The sequence below is a fragment of the Candidatus Nomurabacteria bacterium genome, assembly GCA_020631975.1.
Taxonomy (GTDB): domain Bacteria; phylum Patescibacteriota; class Saccharimonadia; order Saccharimonadales; family CAIOMD01; genus JACKGO01.
In genome coordinates this window covers 50,695-71,305 of sequence record JACKGO010000001.1, presented here as the reverse complement: position 1 = coordinate 71,305, position 20,611 = coordinate 50,695, and the positions used below count along the sequence as shown (strand labels likewise).

At 42.8% G+C, this 20,611-nt stretch carries 20 protein-coding genes; 1 reads left to right on the top strand and 19 read right to left on the bottom strand.

Annotated elements, in window-relative coordinates:
* Positions 1–38 precede the first annotated feature (38 nt).
* The 6 genes from H6795_00295 to H6795_00270 form a co-directional block, all read right to left on the bottom strand.
* Complete coding sequence (locus tag H6795_00295) at positions 39–1,268, bottom strand: S41 family peptidase (protein MCB9816962.1); 1,230 nt, start codon at positions 1,266–1,268, stop codon at positions 39–41.
* Between the two features lie 71 nt (positions 1,269–1,339).
* Entirely contained in the window at positions 1,340–2,497 is a 1,158-nt protein-coding gene (locus H6795_00290; GenBank protein ID MCB9816961.1) for a CHAP domain-containing protein, read from the bottom strand.
* A 91-nt stretch (positions 2,498–2,588) separates the two neighbouring features.
* Positions 2,589–3,527 (bottom strand): ABC transporter permease, encoded by a 939-nt coding sequence (locus H6795_00285; GenBank protein ID MCB9816960.1) that lies wholly within the window; start codon positions 3,525–3,527, stop codon positions 2,589–2,591.
* On the bottom strand, positions 3,524–4,219 hold the full coding sequence (gene ftsE, locus H6795_00280) for a cell division ATP-binding protein FtsE (GenBank protein MCB9816959.1): 696 nt from the start codon (positions 4,217–4,219) through the stop codon (positions 3,524–3,526). The genes H6795_00285 and ftsE overlap by 4 nt, the downstream gene beginning before the upstream one ends.
* Positions 4,220–4,425: 206 nt before the next feature.
* Positions 4,426–5,238, bottom strand: coding sequence for an ABC transporter permease (locus H6795_00275; protein MCB9816958.1), 813 nt, complete (start codon positions 5,236–5,238; stop codon positions 4,426–4,428).
* A complete protein-coding gene (locus H6795_00270; protein MCB9816957.1) occupies positions 5,238–6,197 on the bottom strand; it encodes an ATP-binding cassette domain-containing protein in 960 nt (319 codons plus the stop codon). The genes H6795_00275 and H6795_00270 overlap by 1 nt, the downstream gene beginning before the upstream one ends.
* A gap of 208 nt (positions 6,198–6,405) precedes the next feature.
* On the opposite strand from H6795_00270, the gene H6795_00265 reads away from it, so the two are divergent.
* Positions 6,406–6,852: a hypothetical protein gene (locus H6795_00265; GenBank protein MCB9816956.1), complete on the top strand. Its 447-nt coding sequence runs from the start codon at positions 6,406–6,408 to the stop codon at positions 6,850–6,852.
* A 59-nt stretch (positions 6,853–6,911) separates the two neighbouring features.
* Here the strand turns inward: H6795_00265 and prfB are convergent, their stop codons facing one another.
* The 13 genes from prfB to greA all read right to left on the bottom strand — a co-directional run bounded on the left by prfB (position 6,912) and on the right by greA (position 20,540).
* The gene (gene prfB, locus H6795_00260; GenBank protein ID MCB9816955.1) at positions 6,912–8,003 is read right to left on the bottom strand and encodes a peptide chain release factor 2; all 1,092 of its coding nucleotides are present in this window, start codon (positions 8,001–8,003) and stop codon (positions 6,912–6,914) included.
* Between the two features lie 9 nt (positions 8,004–8,012).
* Positions 8,013–9,293, bottom strand: a complete 1,281-nt coding sequence (locus H6795_00255) for an insulinase family protein (protein ID MCB9816954.1) — start codon at positions 9,291–9,293, stop codon at positions 8,013–8,015.
* Positions 9,293–11,881: a preprotein translocase subunit SecA gene (gene secA, locus H6795_00250; GenBank protein MCB9816953.1), complete on the bottom strand. Its 2,589-nt coding sequence runs from the start codon at positions 11,879–11,881 to the stop codon at positions 9,293–9,295. Before secA ends, H6795_00255 begins: the two co-directional genes overlap by 1 nt.
* A gap of 70 nt (positions 11,882–11,951) precedes the next feature.
* The gene (gene raiA, locus H6795_00245; GenBank protein ID MCB9816952.1) at positions 11,952–12,329 is read right to left on the bottom strand and encodes a ribosome-associated translation inhibitor RaiA; all 378 of its coding nucleotides are present in this window, start codon (positions 12,327–12,329) and stop codon (positions 11,952–11,954) included.
* A complete protein-coding gene (serS, locus tag H6795_00240; protein MCB9816951.1) occupies positions 12,326–13,624 on the bottom strand; it encodes a serine--tRNA ligase in 1,299 nt (432 codons plus the stop codon). Before serS ends, raiA begins: the two co-directional genes overlap by 4 nt.
* A gap of 28 nt (positions 13,625–13,652) precedes the next feature.
* Positions 13,653–14,426 (bottom strand): PD-(D/E)XK nuclease family protein, encoded by a 774-nt coding sequence (locus H6795_00235; protein MCB9816950.1) that lies wholly within the window; start codon positions 14,424–14,426, stop codon positions 13,653–13,655.
* Between the two features lie 25 nt (positions 14,427–14,451).
* Positions 14,452–15,018 carry a hypothetical protein gene (locus H6795_00230; protein MCB9816949.1) on the bottom strand — a complete coding sequence of 189 codons (567 nt, stop codon included), beginning with the start codon at positions 15,016–15,018 and terminating at the stop codon, positions 14,452–14,454.
* Positions 15,019–15,110: 92 nt separating this feature from the next.
* Positions 15,111–15,818 (bottom strand): 16S rRNA (uracil(1498)-N(3))-methyltransferase, encoded by a 708-nt coding sequence (locus tag H6795_00225; protein MCB9816948.1) that lies wholly within the window; start codon positions 15,816–15,818, stop codon positions 15,111–15,113.
* A gap of 88 nt (positions 15,819–15,906) precedes the next feature.
* The gene (locus H6795_00220) at positions 15,907–16,089 is read right to left on the bottom strand and encodes a hypothetical protein (GenBank protein ID MCB9816947.1); all 183 of its coding nucleotides are present in this window, start codon (positions 16,087–16,089) and stop codon (positions 15,907–15,909) included.
* A 136-nt stretch (positions 16,090–16,225) separates the two neighbouring features.
* Positions 16,226–16,879 (bottom strand): carotenoid biosynthesis protein, encoded by a 654-nt coding sequence (locus H6795_00215; protein ID MCB9816946.1) that lies wholly within the window; start codon positions 16,877–16,879, stop codon positions 16,226–16,228.
* Positions 16,876–18,315, bottom strand: a complete 1,440-nt coding sequence (gene crtI, locus H6795_00210) for a phytoene desaturase (protein ID MCB9816945.1) — start codon at positions 18,313–18,315, stop codon at positions 16,876–16,878. Before crtI ends, H6795_00215 begins: the two co-directional genes overlap by 4 nt.
* Positions 18,316–18,333: 18 nt before the next feature.
* A complete protein-coding gene (locus tag H6795_00205) occupies positions 18,334–19,845 on the bottom strand; it encodes a lysine--tRNA ligase (GenBank protein ID MCB9816944.1) in 1,512 nt (503 codons plus the stop codon).
* A gap of 233 nt (positions 19,846–20,078) precedes the next feature.
* Complete coding sequence (gene greA / locus H6795_00200; GenBank protein ID MCB9816943.1) at positions 20,079–20,540, bottom strand: transcription elongation factor GreA; 462 nt, start codon at positions 20,538–20,540, stop codon at positions 20,079–20,081.
* Between the last annotated feature and the right edge of the window lie 71 nt (positions 20,541–20,611).

Sequence of the window (20,611 nt, the reverse complement as noted above, 5' to 3'; positions counted from 1 at the left end):
TTTATCTATACCTTATATTATACCACTCACGCGTTAAGTTAAAACTGAGCTTTCAGCTCTGCAATCGCTTTGTCTTTTTGAGGATCTTTCTTATCTGTTACGTCTTGTTCGGTAATTTCTACTTTAACGTCTGGTTCAATACCGCTTTCGCTGATGTTTTGACCATTTGGCGTAAACCACCGTGCCACAGTTACTTTTAGCAAGCCGCCTTTATCGTAACGGACAGTTTCTTGCACGCTACCCTTACCGAATGTCGTGACACCAACTAATTTGGCAGCACCGTTGTCTTTAAGCGCCCCTGCAAGAATTTCGCTGGCACTGGCACTACCTTCGTTTACTAATACGACGGTTGGAATACCATTTAGCGCACCCTTTGTTTTGGCGCTAAACTTTTCTACCGTTTTGTTATCGCGGCGTTCTTCTACAATCGTTTGCCCGGGGGTGAGCCACTTACCTGCAATGTCTACAGAACTGTTTAAGAATCCACCTGGGTTATTACGCACATCTACAATAATGCCCTTTACCCCTTTTTGGGTAAATTCTGCCACAGCTTTGTCCATAAGCCCCAAGGTGTCTTGTGAGAACTGACTAATAGATATAATTCCAATAGTTCCATCATCTGTGTAGCTGGTTTCTAGGCTTGGTACATCGATTTTTTCGCGTACAATGGTAAATTCTAAGCGTTCGTTACCGTTGCGTACAACCACAAGTTTTACACTTGTGCCTTCTTCGCCACGAATTCGTTTTACAGCCTCGGCTGTGCTTATTCCAGTTGCATCTTGGCCGTCAATTTCTATAATTATATCTTTAGCTTTTAGCCCGGCTGCTTCGGCTGGGTAGCCTTGCAAAGGAGTTTCTACAATCACATATTCACCATCTTTTTCGAGCCTCGCCCCTATACCGGTAAAAACTCCTGCCAAATCATCAGCAAAAGCATTGGCTTCTTCTTCATTTAAAAAGACGGTGTACGGATCACCCGCTGCTTCTACCAAGCCTTTTTTTAATCCATCTATAAGTTTTTGTTCATCTAGTGGGCCATCAAATTTTTGGCGTAAATCGTTATATACTTTGTCTACACTACTGTAGTCGAGCCTGTTTGGTAGCCCTTTGTTAGACTGAACAGCTTGCCTGCTAAACGATAAAGACCACGCCCCGCTGCCAATCTGTATACCAGAAAAGAACACCAGCCCAAAGGCTGCTGCAAGCAACACGCCACGTGTGAATGGCACTACCCACCGCCTTTTACTACCTGTCTTTTTTGTCTGCATACGTTATGTAATTGTAGCAGTTAGCGAGCAATTTAAAAATAGCAAAGTTACGCGCTCACAAAGTACAGGGCTTACTGGAAGTACACGTACCCAGATGGCACAGACGAACTCATAATACGTTCAGAATATATACCGTCTTGTACAAAGTTGTATTCGCTAATACGAATTTTAGAACCGCCATCAAGCACTTCTTCTACATACGCAACGTGACCATAATAACCGATACTAAACACAGCGGCTGCACCAACTCGTGGTGAATTACCAGTTGGTATACCTTTTGCCCGTGCGCTATTGACCCATTGACCGCCATTACCCATTTGGCGATACATATCACGACCCGTGCTGGCAATACGCCATGCTACGTATGAGGTACAGTTGCGATAATAATAACCCCATGGGTCTAATCTGCCACCATTGTAAATCCATTCGTAATCCCAGCAGTCGCCATTGGTGCGTCCTGTGACAGCGCACGTAGCACTATCCCACGGGTAGCCACCGCTTCCTACAGAAGTAACCACGCGGCTTCTTAAAAGAAGTTCTTCAAATATTTTACGCTGATCTGCCACGAGCTTTTTAGTGCGCTCTCTATATTCAGCTTCACGGCCTTGGGTATCACTTAAAATTTGTTGTCGTTCAGACTTGGCAGACGCTAGTGAGTCTTTTTGGGCTTTCTGCTGTTCTAGCAGTGACTTTTGTTCTTCTTTTTGGGCTTGTATTTGTTGTTTTAGGGCAATCACCTTTTCGGTTGAATCTTGGACGCCACTTTTTAGCCGCTCTAAATATGTTTGTTCGTTAAAGTACGATGTAAAACTATCACTACCAACAATAAGCTCTACGCCAGAAGCCCCACCCTTTTTATAGAGTGCCACGACGCTAGCGCGCAATAATTCTTTTTGCCTGTCTAGTTCTTTTTGGGCATCATTTAACTTAATTTCTAGTTCTTGGAGTTTGACATTCGTTAGTTGGATTTGAGCATTGACACCAGTAATTTGCGCGTCTAGTTCACCAATTTTGCGCTTTAAGCCATCGGCTTCGTTAGCAAGCTGCTCGGCGGCGGCATTGTTTTGCTTAATCTGCTCTTCTAGTGCTTTGGCACGGTTACGGAGTTCTTCGCTCGTTTCTGCCTTGGCACCATGATTTACGTATACCAAAACAGGCGAAACAGCAAATACGATTGCTGCTGCGATTAAAATGATTTTTTTATGGTGTTTGTTTGTAATGTGCAGCATTGTTACGCTTATGATTATACCACTTTCATAGCATAAGCGTCAATACCAGTGCGTACAATCTTAACACCTGTAAGCGAACAAAATAGAAAAGTTACCAGTGCTTGAGTTTTAAATAACGCCCCATCGCCAGCGTACTAGAAAATATACCGACTAAAATGCCCAGTAACATACTGGCGGCGTACATGGCAAAGATGGTGCTTGGCTTTGTTAAAAAGTCATAGCTCTCTATAAATTCGGCTTGGCCAGATACTTTGTTACCTAACGAATATATCGCTGCCAGTACAATACTAGATGCCACAATACCTGCTATAACACCATACATACTAGATTCAACCAAAAATGGGCCACGAATGTAACCAGGTGTCGCACCTAATAATTTTTGGGTGCGGATCTCTTCTGAACGGGTAAAAATAGCCATACGAATTGTGTTAAATATAATAAGCATGCTCACGACGGCAAAAATGCTCGCAGCAATTATACTGGCAGATGTGATAAAGTTCTGGGCATTAGCTGCCCTGTCTATGGTTTTTTTAACATCTGTTTTACCAAGGCTAACACTTTCTACAATACTGGCGTATTTTTCTTGCTTAGCGGTATTGCCGACGTCTTCTAGCTTAGATAAATCGGTCACACCAACTTCAAACGATGCCGGCAATGTGTTACCACCAATTAAGGCCAAGCCTTCTAGTAATTTTTTATCTTCTTGAAAGCTAGCCGCAAACTGCTTTTGGGCTTCTTCTTTGCTAATAAAGGTCACTTTATCTACATTACTATTGGTAAAAAATTCGTTTTGCAGTTCTTTACGTAACGCTTCATCGGTATTATCTTGTAAATAGACAGACACTTTTAAGTTGGTAGAGAGCTCTGCTATTGCGCTACGTGTTACAACATTTAATACGACTGCCATCAGCACAATTGCCAGCGCTACTACCATAACGGCCGTCGCTGCAATAGAGAGCCATGAATTTCTAAAAAAATTCTTAATTCCCGCCGCAAAAATACGCCGCAAAGTTATAAGATGCCGCATCATATAGTTTGCCTACCCCTTGCGTTACCAGCTTTATCGCTCACTACTTTACCATCTTGAATCGTTACAATACGGCGGTTGAGCTTTTGGACAATATCTTGGTTGTGGGTGGTAAGTAGTACTGTTGTACCATATTTATTAATGCGTTCGAGCACTTCTATGACGTCCCACGCGTGTTTGGGATCTAGGTTACCAGTAGGCTCATCGGCTATAAGAATGCGCGGTTGGCGGGCAATGGCACGGGCAATGGCAACACGTTGGCGTTCACCACCAGAAAGTTCGCTTGGGTAGCTATCTGCCTTGTTGCTTAAGCCAACAATATTGAGCACGCGGGGCACGGTGTGTTTGATTTCTTTGTTACCCATACCAACAATTTCTAGTGCGTACGCAACGTTTTCAAACACTGTTTTCTTTTGTATGAGTTTAAAATCCTGAAACACCACACCAATTTTACGGCGTAAATACGGCACGTTTTTATCTTTTAATTTATCGTAATCTATGCCGCCAACAATAATCTTGCCAGACGATGGTTTTTCTTCACGCGTTAGTAACTTAAGCAAAGTAGATTTGCCCGCCCCACTCTGGCCAACAATAACGACGAACTCTTTGTTTTCTACATGCAAATTAATACCTTTTAAGGCTGCGCTTTTACGTCCATAACTTTTTGTTACCCTATCCAGTAAAATCATTCTTATGGTAATTATACCAAATTTACGCCATACATGTTAGAGGCTGGTGTTTGATGGTAATTCTTTATGTACCTGCTCACGTAAGTTCTCTAGTGCCAGAGCCTTGCCTTTTTGCTAGTGCTGCTTAAATAAAAGCGCGGCGCATTCAACCACATTGTGCCCAACCGCGCGCCCTCATCAATATCAATTTTCTCTAACTCAACCATATGTCTTTAATTGTTGGTTTTCTTTTTGAATAGATTGATAGCAATTGGAACTGCTATCACCAACATAAGTACACACCAAAATACTGCCCAGAACAAATGGTCGCCCATTGGCGTGCCAAGCATCAGTGCACGCACCGCCTCTATTACTTGCGATATAGGTTGGTTTTCTGCAAATACCTTTAAATATTGGTTCATGCCTTCTGTTGGTACAAACGCGCTACTAGCGAATGTAAGCGGAAATATAATGACAAAGCTTAACCATTGTACGCCTTCTACGCTTTTTGCAAGCACACCAACAATTGCCATTAGCCAAGAAAAGCTTAGCGTAAACAGCAGTAGTATGCCTGCAATAAGTAACCAATCGAGCAGCGATGCGCTGCTTCTAAAGCCGAGTGCCAGGCCAGCAACTAACATAACTGCTGTAGATATACCGTTACGAAATACATCTGACACCACGTGGCCATTTAACACCGCGCTGTTTGCCATAGGCAGTGAACGGAATCTATCTACAATACCTTTTTGTAAATCGTTCGTGATTGCTACTGCTGTAGTGGTAGAACCAAAAGCAACTGTTTGCACAATAATACCTGCCATTAAAAAGCTTAGGTAACTTACGCCTTCTGGTAAAGCGAGCGATATTGCTCCGCCAAAAACTGCAGAAAATAACACCAAGAACATAATTGGCTGAAAGAACGTGCCCAGTAGCTGATCGGTATTACGCACTATGTGCGTGCTACTACGCTTAATCATTACCAATGAATCGACAAATGACATTACCCAGGCGGGTTTTTGCTCAAACTGGAGCTGTGTACGTGCCATTACTTCTGCTCCTTATCTGTAGATTTTGCTTGTTTTTTACCAGTGAGGCTCAAAAAGACGTCGTCAAGCGTTGGTTTATGAATATCCATAGCTGCAACTGTAATATCTGCTTTTTGCAAAGTCTGTAATATAACAGAAGTATCTTTGGTCGTGTTTTTTAACGCAAATGATAACGCATGGTCTTCATCATTATGTTGCATAGTCTTTTCGCTAACAAACTGCTTTTTGGCTTTTACATAGTTACTTTGTGTAAATGTAAGCACTAATCGGTCATTACCAATTGCCTTTTTTAGCTCCGCTGACGTACCTTTAGCAATAACCTTACCACCATCTATGACCGCAATCTGGTCTGCTAGTTGGTCGGCTTCTTCTAAATATTGTGTTGTCAGCAGTATAGTTGTACCCTGCTTTTTAAGTTCTGTAATGATATTCCACATAGCAATGCGTGATCGTGGATCAAGCCCCGTTGTAGGTTCATCCAAAAATATTATCGGTGGCGTTGCAATAAGGCTAACGGCTAAATCTAAGCGCCGACGCATACCACCAGAATATGTTTTGGCTGGCCGGTTAGCTGCCTCTACCAAGTCAAAATCTTGTAGTAGTTCATCTGCACGCGCAATTGCACTCTGCTTAGTGAGCCGGTATAAACGACCCATCATTACAAGATTCTCTTTACCTGTTAATAATTCGTCTACTGCTGCAGATTGACCGGTTAAACCTATTACACCACGTACTTTGTCTGGCTGGCGCTTAACATCAAAACCACCTACAGTAACCTGTCCTTCATCAGAATTAAGTAAAGTACTTAGGATTTTTACTGTGGTCGTTTTACCTGCACCATTTGGCCCAAGTAGCGCCAGCATCGTGCCGTGCTCTACCTGTAAATCGACACCTTTTAAGACCTCATTATCTTTATAGGCTTTTTTAAGCTTTTTTACAGTGATAGCGTATTTAGTCATGGTAATTTAGTAAGTATACAACATAAAGCCACTCATTTATATGAAATATTTCTCTTTAAAAAACACTACAGGTGGTGTATGTTTTGGTTGCATAGCCACTTCTATGTTGTACAATGTAGTATAGTGTAATTTTGACAATTTAGCATAAGTATGATACATTAAGTTTATACTGACAAAAATTAACAAAAAAATAGGACAAAAAATAAATATGAGCGAGCGCTTTAATACACACCCCCACCCTGCCCGAGATGGCGGAGATCCGATTATTGGTATGGGGAAATTCTACTTAAGCGAAGTACAGTTGGGTAATTTAAATGAAGATTCTCGAGCCGAATATGAAGAAGCCCTCCGCAGAGCTGAACAAAGCGCCCGAGAATACGGTAGTCTTGTAAGTTCTGCACCGAAAAACCCTACTAGTGAGATTGGGCGTATAGGAGAAAAAACGAGTGAAATTAATAGGTTAAGAATTATACACGGAATGGCAATCACGGCCCTCGCTGAGCTCGTAGAAGGCCTCACTTTCAGTGGAGCAAGTAGTGAAGAGCCTATTGTACCACCACAAGTACCCCTACGTCCGGATACTGCACCCGAAGAACCGGTTATTGATTTAACTAAAGTTGACACACCTGAGTCAGCCGAGTTAATTAACGCATAAGAAACAGCATACTTAGTAAAATCGTAACAGATAGTTCTCTACATATAGTTAATTTATGTTTAACTACTGATGGCATACTCTGCGTACGCTTCTATAAGACTGTTTATAGAGCCGTCTAAAACACCTTGGACATCTGACGTTTCGTATTTGGTACGGGTGTCTTTTACCATACTGTAAGGATGTAGCACATAATTACGTATTTGGTTGCCCCAGGCGGCTTGTTCGTTTGGACCTTTTAGTTTGGCGATGTCTTGGGTGTGTTGTTCGAGCTGTAGTTGCGCCAAACGCGAACGCACAATCGTCAGGGCTGTTTCTTTATTTTGCAACTGTGATCGTTCATTTTGAATAGCCACCGTTATGCCTGTTGGTAGGTGCGTGATACGAACAGCACTATCTGTTGTATTAACACTTTGCCCACCATGGCCTCCTGCCCTATAGACATCTACTTTTAAGTCTTTTTCGTCTATAGCAACTTCTTCTGGAGCATCTATTTTTGGCAGTACGTCTACCTTGGCAAAACTCGTTTGGCGCAAATTATCGGCATTAAAGGGGCTTAAGCGCACCAAACGATGTACACCATGTTCGCCTTTTAGCTTTCCGTACGCCAATGCTCCACGTATTTGTAAGGTTGCACTTTTTATTCCAGCTTCTTCGCCGGGCGATTCTTGGAGCAAGCTAACCGTATACTTATTTTGTTCTGCCCAACGGGTGTACATACGCAGCAGCATTTGCGCCCAATCTTGCGCATCGGTGCCACCCGCCCCTGAGTACAATGTGATTATAGCATCGTGGTCATCGTATGGGCCATTGTACTGTGCAAGTTTTTTACATGCTGCGTATTCTACTTGAAGGATCTCTACTGTTTTGGTAATTTCTGGTAGCAACGCATCATCTTGCAATGCTAACAGCTCTAACGTGTCTGCTATTGTGCCAGCAAGTGCCTGCCACGGCTGTACTTTTTGGTTCAGTTTGCTGAGTTGCTGCATACTGGCTTGCGCTGCTTGTGCATCTTGCCAAAAATCTGGCGATTGCTGGGCAGTAGTGATGGTTGATATTAAAGCTTCGGCGGACGCTATGTCTAATCGTTGCATGTCGGCAGAAACTTGCGTTTGGAGGTCTGTTAGTACGGTTTGTAGTTCTGTGCCGTTCATGTTTAGTTTTTACCCTTGTTTTAGTTTGGCAAATAACTGGCGTGCATCAGGCACTTCTGTATCATTATGCATAATGCCAAGCCCATCAATAGGTGCCTCTAAAATGGCCTGGGCAATGGCTTGAATACTGCTGCTTGTAACATGCTCTAAGCGCTCTGCAAACGCATCAAAATAGATAATTTCGTTACGGGTGATAAACGGCTGCCTATACCAGCCACTTAGTTGGCTGGCAGTTTGGTTGTAGCGCTGGACCTCGCCGTAGGCACGTTTTCTAAGGTCTTGTACTTCTTTTTCTGGCAGACCATTGTTGGCAATTGTAGCGATTTCTTTGTGCAAAATTTCAAAAACGTCTGCGATGTTAGCTGTTTGCACTTGCCCGCTAATTACATTTACAACGTTATGTTTTGTTTCGTAATTACTCCCAAAAATACCATAGACTAGGCCCTTTTCGCGTAGGTCGCCAAACACGCGTGAATGAATGCCGTTAAATAATAGTTCCTGCAAAGCACTAAGGCTATCACGCTGTACAAGGCTACTAAACATAGGCAGCACTGCTTCCCATCTGTAGCAAAGATTATCTAAATTAGCATTACGTACAAGGAGTGGGCTTTTTAGCTGTTTTGGCTGTTCGTCAGGAAGCTCTATATAGCCGGTGCCTTTTGGCAAGGCTATTGATGCTAGCCGCTCAGTTATAGGTTTTTGTAGGTGATCCATGGGACCAGCAATGACAAAGCGCATATTACTAGACGTGTGGGTTTTTTTATAGTGAGCATGCACATCTGCCAAGGTAATTGCAGATAGTTCAGATTCACGCTGCTTAAAACTTTTGGGTACAAACCCCATTGCATCCTCGAGCATCAAACTAAGTTCTACGTCATCATTATTACGGCGCATTTTGAGTTCTTCGCGGACATTGCCAATTTCTGCGATAAAATCTGTCTGCGTAAATAATGGTGCTTCTATTGCATCACAGAGCAAATCGGTAATACGAGCGGCTTCGCTGGCTTCGCATTCGGCTTCGTACCCCATGTGGTAATCACCCGTATAGGCATTGTTATACGCACCGTATTTACTAAATTCTCTGCTATATTCTTTGGAACTCGGATATTTTTTGTTCGCGCCAAGTACTAAATGTTCCATCACGTGGGCTGTATCTGTTTTGCCAGCTGGTGATAAATAATCACCTGCCCGAAACACAATATCTATAGCCACCACACCTGCGCCCGGCATATCAATATATAAGCCTTCTGCGCCATTTTTAAGCGTAACGTGCCGAACGTTATGCTGCATTAACGTCGGCTCTTTTTGCGATTTTTACGTTGTACTTTACGAGCTGCACGTTTTTTCTTTGTGCTGGTGCCCTTTGGTTGCGCTTTTATGGGTTTAAAGTCGGCTTGTGTAATGATTTCTGCCTCTGTAATACTGTCGGCGTTATCTACCGATTGGCGGGCGGCGCGGGTAAGCTCTGTTTCATGCATTTGAGCGTGTTCTGCACTATAACCGAGTGGCATGGCATGCATGACATTACGGATAACCTCACGACGCAAACTATTTTGCATTGTTTCAAAAATTGCTTGTGCGCGTTTACGGTATTCTACCAACGGATCGCGTTGCCCAACACTCGTCCAGCCAATACCTTGGCGTAAATGTTCCATCGTTTCTAGATGTTGCATCCACATGTTGTCTAGCGTCTGGAAATAAATATCACGCTCGACCACGCGCATAACGTCTGGTGTAAATGCTGTCACCCGTGCGTTATACAGTTCGGTGGCCTCTTGCTCGAGCACTTGGGCGAACTTATCAGCTGGAGCATCAAACAATCTATCTAGCGTTTCATCGTCAAACGGAAATACATCAGTAATGAGTTTTTCGTATTCGTCGTCTTGGCCTGGCAAACTGGCCAAATTCACTGATTCTTCGTGGATAAATTTGGCTATTCTGTCTGCGATGTTCGCGTTTTCTAACAATGCACGGCGCGTTTCGTAGGTAACTTTACGATGCCTGTTCATGACATCGTCATACTTAACCACGTTTTTACGAATATCAAAGTTAAAGCCTTCTACTTTCTTTTGTGCATTTTCTAAGCTTTTACTGACAACCCTGTTTTCTAGTGGCATGTCTTCGTCTACCTTGAGCCGCTCCATAAGACTGCGGATTTTATCACCACCAAAGACGCGCATAAGATCGTCTTCTGTGCTGACATAAAATTGTGTAGCCCCAGGGTCACCTTGGCGACCAGTACGGCCACGCAGCTGGTTATCTATGCGGCGTGATTCGTGGCGTTCAGAACCAAGCACAAACAAACCACCAAGTTCACGCACACCGTCACCTAAGACGATGTCTGTACCACGACCTGCAATGTTGGTTGCGAGCGTTACCGCACCAACATGGCCAGCTTTGGCTACAATTTGAGCTTCGCTTTCATTATTTTTAGCATTAAGTACTTGGTGTGGGATTTTAGCTTTATTTAGGGCTGCGCTAATTTCTTCGTTATTTTCTATGGCAACGGTACCAATAAGTACTGGTTGGCCTTTTTTATGCAAGCGTTGAACTTCTTTAATAATTGCCCGTGTTTTGGCCTCTTTTGTCTTATATATACGATCTGGTAAATCTTTTCTGATGTTCTTTTTATTGGTTGGGATGCTAATAACTTCTAGCTTGTATATCTGATGAAATTCTTCTGCTTCGGTAGCTGCCGTACCAGTCATACCAGACAATTTGTTGTATAAACGGAAGTAATTTTGGAACGATATCGTGGCAAGCGTCATAGATTCTTCTTGAACAGTAACACTTTCTTTTGCTTCGATAGCTTGGTGGAGGCCTTCGTTATAGCGGCGACCTTTCAGTAAACGGCCGGTAAAATCATCTACAATCACAACTTCGCCGTCTTTAGTGACAACGTAATCTTTGTCGCGCAAGAATAGCGTTTGGGCACGCAACGCTTGTTCGAGGTGATACAACGTACGTATGTTATCACCGATGTATAGGTTTTTTATGCCCAGTAGTTTCTCTACTTTTTCTATACCTTTATCGGTGAGTACTACCTGTTTTTCTTTTTCATCTACAACGTAGTGCTCTGGCTTTAGCTGGGCAACAACGCGGGCGAATTGCGTGTACGATTGCCCACTTGTCGTGCTTGGTGCGCTAATAATAAGTGGCGTTCGCGCTTCATCAATTAAAATTGAGTCTACTTCGTCTACGATGGCAAAATTAAGTTCCCGTTGGCGTAACTGGTTGGTTTCTTTTACCATGTTGTCGCGTAAATAATCAAAACCAAATTCGTTGTTTGTGCCATAGGTGATATCGGCTTGGTAGGCTTCTTGGCGAGTGCATGGACGCAGGTGTTGAAAGCGTGGGTCGGTATGATCTTCGTTGGTGTATTCTGGATCATAAATATACGATTCATCAGGGATAATAACAGCCGTAGACAAGCCTAAGAAATGATAAATCTCACCCATCCAACCGGCGTCGCGTCGTGCTAAGTAATCGTTTACCGTTACTACATGCACACCTTTTTTAGTGAGTGCGTTTAAATATACTGGCGCAGTCGCTACTAATGTCTTACCTTCACCAGTCTTCATTTCTGCGACGTTACCGTCATGGAGCGTTATGCCACCAATAAGCTGCACGTCAAAGTGGCGCTGTTTTAGAATACGACGAGCGGCTTCCCTGACAACGGCAAAGGCGTCTGGCAAAATTTTATCAAGCGATTCTTTTTCTGCCCGCTTTTGCAAAACCTGTGTTTGCTCTGCCAATGTTTTCTTTGGCATTGCCTTGTATGTATCCTCTAGCTTGTTAATCTCTTTTACTTTGCGCCGCATGCGTCGGAGCGCGCCGTTTTGATTATCGCCAAGGACTTTCTTAATAAAATTACTCATAAAAAACTAAACGACCTTTCTTACCACCCGAATTAAAAACAGAAAATACTAGGTCTATTGTACCGTATTTTTAACGACTTTTCCCGACTATTTTGCCAAACATTTTTCTAATTTTGGCATCACCGCGTTTTTTCGTGATAATTGTCTGCTCTTTATACTTGCGTAATTGGCTTTTGAGCTTTTCTTCTACAATATCTACGGCAGCGTACATATTGACGGTGGTCTCTTTAGCGGTGATAATTTCGCCTGGAACATACAGCACGACTTCGCAGCTCGATTGCTTTTTAGTTTTAATTTTTTCTTCTTTTAAGCGGACTTCTGCACGGGCACTTTTACGGGCGTGTTTGGGCATATAGCTATCTAGTTTGGCAATCTTTTTCTTTACGTACTTGGTTACCTCTGGTTCGGTCTCCGTGTGGATACTGGTTACTTCTATTTTTTTGATCATATAAGCTCCTTTCCGCTCATAAATGGCTTTAGTACATCTGGAATACGAACATCACCCTGCTTAGTTTGGAAGTTTTCTATGATGCCTATTAGTGGCCGCTGTGAAAATGCTGTCGCGTCATTGGTGTGAACAAGCTCGATATGGCCGTCTGCACGACGCACTCGTGTGTTCATTGCCCTGGCTTGGTAATCTGTTAAGTAGTCTGCAGTATGAGTTTCTCGGTATGCCTGTTGGCTTGGGAGCCATACGTCAATATCAACCCCCTTAGCATTGGGACGGCCAATATCAGCAGTACATTTTTCTAGGACACGGTACGGCAAACCTAGGCTTTGCATCAAATATTCTTGAATAGCAACCATGAAATGATGCTCGCTAAGTGAATCTTCGGGTGCGCTAAAGCTTTCCATTTCTAATTTATTAAACTGGTGTAATCTAAAAATACCTTCTGTATCTTTCCCGTAAGTGCCTGCTTCGCGACGGAAGGCCGTCGTATAGCCAACCAACCTAATGGGTAGCTCGTTTTCTGATAGTATTTCGTGTAAATACATTGGTGATAGCGTATGTTCGGCACTGGCATTAAGCCATAAATCTTCGTCTTCAATTTTGTAGGTTTGCTCCTGCTTGTTTAACCTCCCTGTAGCTTCAAACACAGATTGCTTAGCCACTGCTGGTGGTATAACTGGAATAAATGGTTTTGTACTGACAGATAAGGCATTATCTGTAGCAATTTGCTTAAGGAGTGTACTATTTGTTAGAACACTCAGACCATACTGCCACAATGCAAATTCTAAAAGCACTAAATCACCCTTCATATACACAAAGCGCGCGCCGGCAATTTTGGTAGCCCGTTCTTTATCTAACCAGCCTTTGCTTTCGGCGATGTGGGCATGATTTTGGGGTGTAAAATCAAAATTTGGCTTGGTGCCAACTTCTTTGACTACCACGTTTTGGTCTTCACTGTTGCCAATTGGTACAGTTTCTAAAGGCATGTTAGGAACTTGCTTGTGTGCGATACCCCAGGCTTCGGTAGTTTCTGTGAGTAAAGCTTCGCGGTGGGCAAGTTCTACTTTTATTTGTTTGCCAGTGTCTATTGCTGCTTGGTCTGGTTTACCTTGCTTCTTTATAGCTGCTGCGTTTTCGTTGCGTTTTTGGCGCAATTCTTCTACTTGTGCAAGCAAAGCAAGTCGTTCGCTATCAAGGCGCAGTAGTTCATCAATATCTATATCGTAGCCCTTTTGCTTGGATTTTTCTTTTACTAAGTCAGGATTTTCGCGAATAAACTGAATATCTACCATACTTTTATTATACCCCTTTTAGGCAAGCTTACCGTTTAGATTTTTGCAAATGATCTAGCGTAAGTTCTGTACGCTTGCGAGCATATGCACAAAATTCGCATTCACCGCCCATTATAGAATCACCAACTGGTGGCATGTCGCCTTCGAGTACCTCTTTAATGTGTACAAGTGTTGGCTCAATCCAATTATCGGTACCTGTGTGAGCAATTAATTTGGTTGTAAAGGTTAGTGTATCGTTAAAAATATCCCCATCAAAGCGAGCATTCGCGTATACAAAATACCCCGTATCACTCACGGTAAAACCATTTTGGCGTAATAACCATTGGTATACCTCTAGCTGGCGTTTATAGCTTTTTTGCCAATCGGCGTCTAGCGTCACTTCTTTGGCTTTTGCGGTGGCCTTATAATCTACCACAATAAGCTGCTCATTTGCGTCTATCCAAACGTCATCTATGCCACCAAACACTTCTAGGTTAGTACCCGTGTGCAGTGTACGGATTCCTTTAAACGTATCTTGCCATAGCACCACGTCTTTATGTTTAAATGGTACAGCTGCAAGCTTATTTTGTACCATAATAGGGTGCGGTTGTTGTTTTTGGCGGTAAAAATCAAATTCTTTTTTGAAGAGTTCGTCTATTGCTTTATTTATTTGGAACGGTGGACTGCTGGGTCTTTTAATACCAAGCCTCGCCTCGAGCCAAAAACAACGCTGGCACTGTGTAAAGAGTTCTATTTTACTACGACTAATTGTATATGGTTTCGTTTGCCCAAGTGTGTAACGCGTGTTTCTGTAATATGCCATTCAACCAATTGTAACAGACAGCAGGCTAAAACGTGCTAGACACTACGTGTTCGACAGCCGTCTTTGCTAATCGTTCACGAGCATTCGGGTTCATTGTCAGCTCTCTGTATCCAGCGGCTATAAGCAAATTCTCTTGTAGCGCGAGCAGCTCTTCAGAAAGCGCTGCTAGTTCTAAAGTACTGTGGCTATGTGGTGCAGGTTTGCACGCTGTAAATTGCGAAGAAATTTTGTGCTCACCATTTGCGGCTCGTTCTTCATGAGTAATGCTTACCTGGCAATCAGATATCACACAGTCTACATACCTGCCCCCCTTGCTTTGTACGAGACGCAAAGAATCGTTTGGCCGAAAACACGTGATGCGATATTTTTCTTCACTGAAATCGGGTGCATTATTGTTATATTCTGCGAATCTATCATAAGTAGGAACCAGAGCATTACAACGGCCTGCAAGCATGTAGTCACATATATCTCTTAGGTGTTGCGCTTCAGTAAATAAAGCAACGTGGGCTTGCTCTAAGCGCTGCTGCTCTTCTGTTATAAACCGGATTTCATCACTATTTATGGGGTGACGAAAATGATCAATAAATGACATTTGCGTATGTGTACCTTATTTATACTCATTAAACATAAGATATATATGGTATACGCCTAACGTATTACAAAATCAAGTATATTTTTTGGCAACTAGCTCAGTAGTCTGCTTACGGCAGTGATTGCAGCTGTTTCTGCCCGCAAAGTAAAACGAGATAACGACACATGGGGTAAGGCTAATTCTTTAAAATAGATCTTTTCTTCATCTGACCAGCCACCCTCGGGCCCTATCAAGATGCCTACTTTTTTTGTATCTGTCGGTATGTTGTTTTGATCATCGTGCTGTTCAGCAATACATAGCGGCAAGTCTTTATACTCTTCTAATGCTTCGTGTAGGCTAATTGGTTCTCTCAACTCTGGAATGTCTGCTCTGCCACATTGTTCGGCTGCTTCGATGATAATTCGTTTGGCTCGTTCTATATTAAGCTCTGTTTTTTCACTTCTTTGGGCAATCATTGGTATAAATTTATGCACACCGAGCTCTGTGGCTTTTTGCAATACCCAATCATTTTTATCTTTTTTAAGTAGTGACCACACTAAGTATACTTCACGGGTCGCTACACAACGTTCTATATCTGTAAGAAGCTCTAGTTTAACAGAATCGGTACCTTGTATTGTGGCAATTGTATATAAACGCTCTTCTGTATCGTTAAACAGTACAAGCTGATCACCAACCCGAAAGCGCAGTACAGTAAGCCACTGATGTAGTAATGTTGTGTCATGTATCCATACCTCGTGGCCAAGTGCTATTGGGCCAAATCTATTGTGCATTTCGTGAATATAAAATCTATGTAGCTTCATGTTACCTATTGTACAGCCAAACCTACAAAAAAGAGTCACCAACTGTTTAACTTGGTGACTCAACTTGTCTAAAACCTATACGTTATCCTTAGCTATACATGTCTTGAAATTCGAAGTATCGCTTCACGTGCTTTGGACGTCTTTGATTATACGAGCGTACTTTTGCGTTAGCATACACACTCTGCTTGGTCATAAGCCGTTGCAACTCACGCAAATCTTCGCTGAGCCTATCGTACTTGTCATTCATTCGTTTTTTCATTGTTCTTTTCATTCGTACCCCCCTTTTGCAAATTATGTTACATTGTAGGTCAGAACTTAATACTTAGTTTAACTAAGTTAAGTATTATTGTCAATAACCTACACGTACTGTAGCGCGCCTAGCTGATGATACGCTGTAATATTTTTTACTACCGTACAAGTAACATCAACCAAAAATAAAGTGCCAGCACCGGCAGCACGCAGGCTCCATATATATTTGGCTTCGATTGTTTGGCTACAAGGCTATAACTTGTCGTAATTGCAGCTGCGACGATAAACCAAGAAATATAATTCTTAAGTGGTATGATGCCACCACCCCATTGCCACAGACCAAACGCGGTTGCATACTGTTCTAAGATTAAATCAAATATTACTACTAAACAGGCTGCTAAAAATATCTTTGCTCCCCTGCTATACGGGCTCATACTTACTATTTGCCACGCAGCAATGGTCACTAAGGCCCAAGTAATACCTATGAGTATGGGGACTCCCGCGATTTTTAACCCCATCACGCTCCCGTACGTATAATCACCGAATAAAAGTCCAGTGTTTACCCCCACTATTTCTGCGATAAAGCCTACTAAAAAAGCTACCATAATAAGGCTAGCTTTTCGCCGTGGTGGTGCATGCCAATACAGCATGACGAGTGCTGCAATAATACCTATCACAACAGGCGTCAGGCGCAAGACGTATGTGAGGCCTATCGCGTACTGCACAACACCGGCCAGCAAAAAAAAGCTGGTAATTGCCAGTACGACAAGCTCTTGATGATGTTTCCACATATGTATACTAAATTGCTTCATAGCATATCCGTTGTTATGAGGGCGGATCGTACCGCCAAAGGTATTCCACCACCTGGATGCACAGTACCACCTACCCTATATATATTGTACGGTGTTTTGGCATGATTTTTAGGCCTAAATAGCAAGGATTGTAATGAATTACTCGCTTGGCCGTAAATCGCCCCTTGCCATGCACCCGTGCTCGTAGCAATATCTGTAGGGCTCATGGTATGTTCATGTAAAATCGTGATGTAACCGCCCAACATCGTTTCTAGTTTGGCTTTAACGACATCCTTAAGAGCGAGTATGGCAACGTCTTTTGTACCTGCGGGTACATTAACCATGACAAACCAGTTTTCGGTACCTTTTGCAGCATGTGAGCGGTCGACTTTGCTGGTGATATTCAAGTATATCGTTGGATCTTGTGGTATTTCGCCACGTTGCAATTGGGCATATTCTTTTTGGTAATCATCGCTAAAAATAACGTTGTGTAAACCAAATTGCTTAAAAGTACCGCGTACTTCCCAGTAAAAAACAATCGCAGAGGTAGAACGCTCAGTTTGGGCAATCTTGTGTTTATGCGTTGTATCACCAAGTAGTTCATACAGGCGCACAACATCACCACTATATAGTAAGGTGTCACATAAAAATTGTTGCTTATTAACACGAACAGACGTTACGAAATTATTGCTCTGCTGCAAAGACGTAATTTTTTTATTAAACAAAAACTTCACCCCCACATCTTCGCAGAGTTTGTATAGCCCTGTCGCAATAGACCGCATACCTCCATCAGGAAAATAAACACCCTGGGTTAGTTCTGGTATGGCGGCAAATTGCAATACAGCTGGGGCTTTATATGGGTTACTACCACTGTACGTAGCGTAGCGGTTAAAGAGTTGTACTGTCTTGGGGTTAGAAAAATAACGGCTATTGCGAGTATTAACCGTACTGAAAAGCAGTGGCAGTAATTTCATAGCACCAACAAATGCCTTTGGATGAAATAATGTTTTCAGCGCAATCCTTCTGTCTATATAATAGCGTGCCGTTAGTGCATATAACGCTTGGGTACGCTTTGAATAGGCCCGTACTTTTTTGGGCCGCTCATGAAAAGTGTGCACAATTGACCTTTCTATACGTGCCGTGCCTATGGGCATCGTATAGCGCGTGTCGTCTGAAGGCCAAAAATAAGCTGTGTTTTCTAACAATTTTTGGTACTGCCAATAATCTCTAGGGTTTTTACCACACTTTGTGTATACCAAATCTATGACACGTGTGTCGGTGCAAACACTTGGACCACTGTCAAAATAGGCGTGCCCTACCATACGTTCGCCCACTTTACCACCGTAGGTGCTACTTTGCTCGATAACCATAACATCGTAGCCTTTACTGGCAAGCAAAGCCGCACTGCTAAGCCCTGCCACACCAGCGCCTATGACGATGCATTGCTTGTGCTTCACGTACGGTCGGCTCCTTTTTTATGTAAGATTAATGTCAGGATAGATGGTTTTTGTAACGTCGTCTATTTCGTGGCGCAAATGTGGAAACGGCACACCTTCACGCGCACTTACACCTTCTAGAACCCAAAAAACACGCTCTGCCCATCCCCAGCCACATGCTGGTGGCATGCCATATTCGAGCATTTCAATGTAATCGATATCAAGCATCATCGCTTCTTCGTCACCTGCATCACGCATTTTTTGCTGTTCTAAAAACCGCTGCAACTGGTCTTGTGGGTCATTGAGCTCACTAAACCCATTACCAAGTTCACTACCAGCGATAATAGGCTGAAAGCGCTGTACGGTGTTAGGGTTATTTGGATTGCTCTTACTAAGCGGACTAATAAACGTTGGCGTATTTACGAGCCACACCGGCCCAACTACGTCTTTGCGAATATTCTTCCATAGCTTATCTATGCCTCGGGCGATATTTTCGGTCTTTTCTACTTCTAGTTTGTGAGCTGAAAGCGCTGCCTTCACTTGGTCTAGGGTGCAATCAAACACGTTTAAGTCATAGTGTTCTTGAATAACCGTAGCATAATCCCACTCTTCCCACTCTTGTGCCAAGTCTACTTGCATAGAACCTATGGTAAACTGCAGTCGGCCAAATGTTTGCTTAGCGACATACCGATACATGTCTGTCATAAATTGCATACCATCACGCCAATCGGCGTACGCCCAATACCATTCCATCGCGATATGTTCTGGCAAATGCTCATCGCTGTAATTTTCGTTCCGAAACCGTGGGCCAATATCATATACCTTTTCGTACCCAGCACCAATGAGCCGCTTTAGTGGTAGTTCATGGCTGATACGCAAGTAAAAATCTTGGTCAAGCGCATTCATGTGTGTCACAAAAGGCGTAGCATCAGCGCCACCTGTCGTATGTTCTAGTACTGGCGTATTAATTTCTATAAAGCCGTGTTCATTCAAATAATCTCTGGTTGCCTGCCAAAATGTACTACGACGAATAAACCGCGCCTTTACAGCGTCATTCACATTAATGTCTATATAACGTCGGCGCAGGCGCTCTTCTTTATTGGTAAAGCCGTCTTGCTTGGTTGGCATGGGCCGTAAACTCTTGGTAAGCAAGCGTAATTTTGCAACCTCTACTGAAGGCTCGCCTGTTTGTGTCTTAATAACAGTACCAGCAGCCTCTATAAAATCACCACTATCTAGCAGACTAATATTATCGAGCCCCAAATAACTATTGGCTGCGTCAAGCGGTTGCACGCTACCAGCTTTTAAGAAAAGCTGGGCCTCGCCAGAGTTGTCTTTGATGACGATAAATGCAATCTTTCCAAACTTTCTAATACTTGTAATTCGCCCTGCAAGGGTTACCGTTTGACCTTTTGTTTCTTCGTATCTATTGGTCACATCGGTAGCAATGTGGGTACGATACGAAGACGCTGGATATGGATTAACGCCAAGTGTATGTAAATCGTCTAGTTTGCGCAGGCGTTCGTCGCGCAGTTCTTTTAGTGTAGCCATTGTAAATTAGTATACAGCAAAATGAGCATTTTGCCTTTTAGGTGCATCTATTGAAAAATAGCTTAACCTACACTATACGAAATGCGACTAATGATATGAGTGCTACGCCTATAGCAGTAGTTATAAAGCCCACAAGCGTGAGCGACGCAACAAGCGCTAAGAATGCACCTAAAACTGCCAGCCCTACCCCTATGAATAGCAGTTTTAAGGAGGTTTTTCTCTGCATTATGTGTTTAGGAAATGTCAGTTACTTTATAAAGGGTTGTCTGGGCAGGAGTTACAATTTCTACGCTATCACCGACAGTCTTGTTCATTAAGGCAAGCCCAATTGGTGATTCATCACTAATTTTACCTTCTAGCGGGTTAGCTTCTACCGTACCCACAATTTGATACTGCTGCGTTTTGCCACCGTCGCTTTTTAGGACAACTTTGCTGCCAAGGTGTACTTTGTTAGCAGATTTTGGCTGCTTAATAATTTCGGCATTTTTAATAATGTGTTCAATTTCTTTAATACGTAGCTCGCAACGATCTTGTTCACTGCGGGCACTGGCGTATTCTGCATTTTCACTTAAATCACCCATTTCTCTCGCTGTTTTTATGCGTTCAGTAATTTCTGGGCGTTGGGCAATTAAATCATCTAGTTCTGCCTGTAGTTCGTCTATTCCTGACTGCGTTAATTTGAATGCTTTATTCATTCTACCCTCTTATTTTTCCGTTAAATGAGCTGCGTTGCTCCTTTTTCACACCTGTCTGCAGCCGTAGTAGT

What these genes read in the sequence shown, in the direction of transcription:
- H6795_00295 (MCB9816962.1), bottom strand. Translation starts at nt 1,268, where the DNA reads ATGCAGACAAAAAAGACAGGTAGTAAAAGGCGGTGGGTAGTGCCATTC.
- H6795_00290 (MCB9816961.1), bottom strand. Translation starts at nt 2,497, where the DNA reads ATGCTGCACATTACAAACAAACACCATAAAAAAATCATTTTAATCGCA.
- H6795_00285 (MCB9816960.1), bottom strand. Translation starts at nt 3,527, where the DNA reads ATGATGCGGCATCTTATAACTTTGCGGCGTATTTTTGCGGCGGGAATT.
- H6795_00275 (MCB9816958.1), bottom strand. Translation starts at nt 5,238, where the DNA reads ATGGCACGTACACAGCTCCAGTTTGAGCAAAAACCCGCCTGGGTAATG.
- H6795_00270 (MCB9816957.1), bottom strand. Translation starts at nt 6,197, where the DNA reads ATGACTAAATACGCTATCACTGTAAAAAAGCTTAAAAAAGCCTATAAA.
- H6795_00265 (MCB9816956.1), top strand. Translation starts at nt 6,406, where the DNA reads ATGAGCGAGCGCTTTAATACACACCCCCACCCTGCCCGAGATGGCGGA.
- prfB (MCB9816955.1), bottom strand. Translation starts at nt 8,003, where the DNA reads ATGAACGGCACAGAACTACAAACCGTACTAACAGACCTCCAAACGCAA.
- H6795_00255 (MCB9816954.1), bottom strand. Translation starts at nt 9,293, where the DNA reads ATGCAGCATAACGTTCGGCACGTTACGCTTAAAAATGGCGCAGAAGGC.
- secA (MCB9816953.1), bottom strand. Translation starts at nt 11,881, where the DNA reads ATGAGTAATTTTATTAAGAAAGTCCTTGGCGATAATCAAAACGGCGCG.
- raiA (MCB9816952.1), bottom strand. Translation starts at nt 12,329, where the DNA reads ATGATCAAAAAAATAGAAGTAACCAGTATCCACACGGAGACCGAACCA.
- serS (MCB9816951.1), bottom strand. Translation starts at nt 13,624, where the DNA reads ATGGTAGATATTCAGTTTATTCGCGAAAATCCTGACTTAGTAAAAGAA.
- H6795_00235 (MCB9816950.1), bottom strand. Translation starts at nt 14,426, where the DNA reads ATGGCATATTACAGAAACACGCGTTACACACTTGGGCAAACGAAACCA.
- H6795_00230 (MCB9816949.1), bottom strand. Translation starts at nt 15,018, where the DNA reads ATGTCATTTATTGATCATTTTCGTCACCCCATAAATAGTGATGAAATC.
- H6795_00225 (MCB9816948.1), bottom strand. Translation starts at nt 15,818, where the DNA reads ATGAAGCTACATAGATTTTATATTCACGAAATGCACAATAGATTTGGC.
- H6795_00220 (MCB9816947.1), bottom strand. Translation starts at nt 16,089, where the DNA reads ATGAAAAGAACAATGAAAAAACGAATGAATGACAAGTACGATAGGCTC.
- H6795_00215 (MCB9816946.1), bottom strand. Translation starts at nt 16,879, where the DNA reads ATGAAGCAATTTAGTATACATATGTGGAAACATCATCAAGAGCTTGTC.
- H6795_00205 (MCB9816944.1), bottom strand. Translation starts at nt 19,845, where the DNA reads ATGGCTACACTAAAAGAACTGCGCGACGAACGCCTGCGCAAACTAGAC.
- greA (MCB9816943.1), bottom strand. Translation starts at nt 20,540, where the DNA reads ATGAATAAAGCATTCAAATTAACGCAGTCAGGAATAGACGAACTACAG.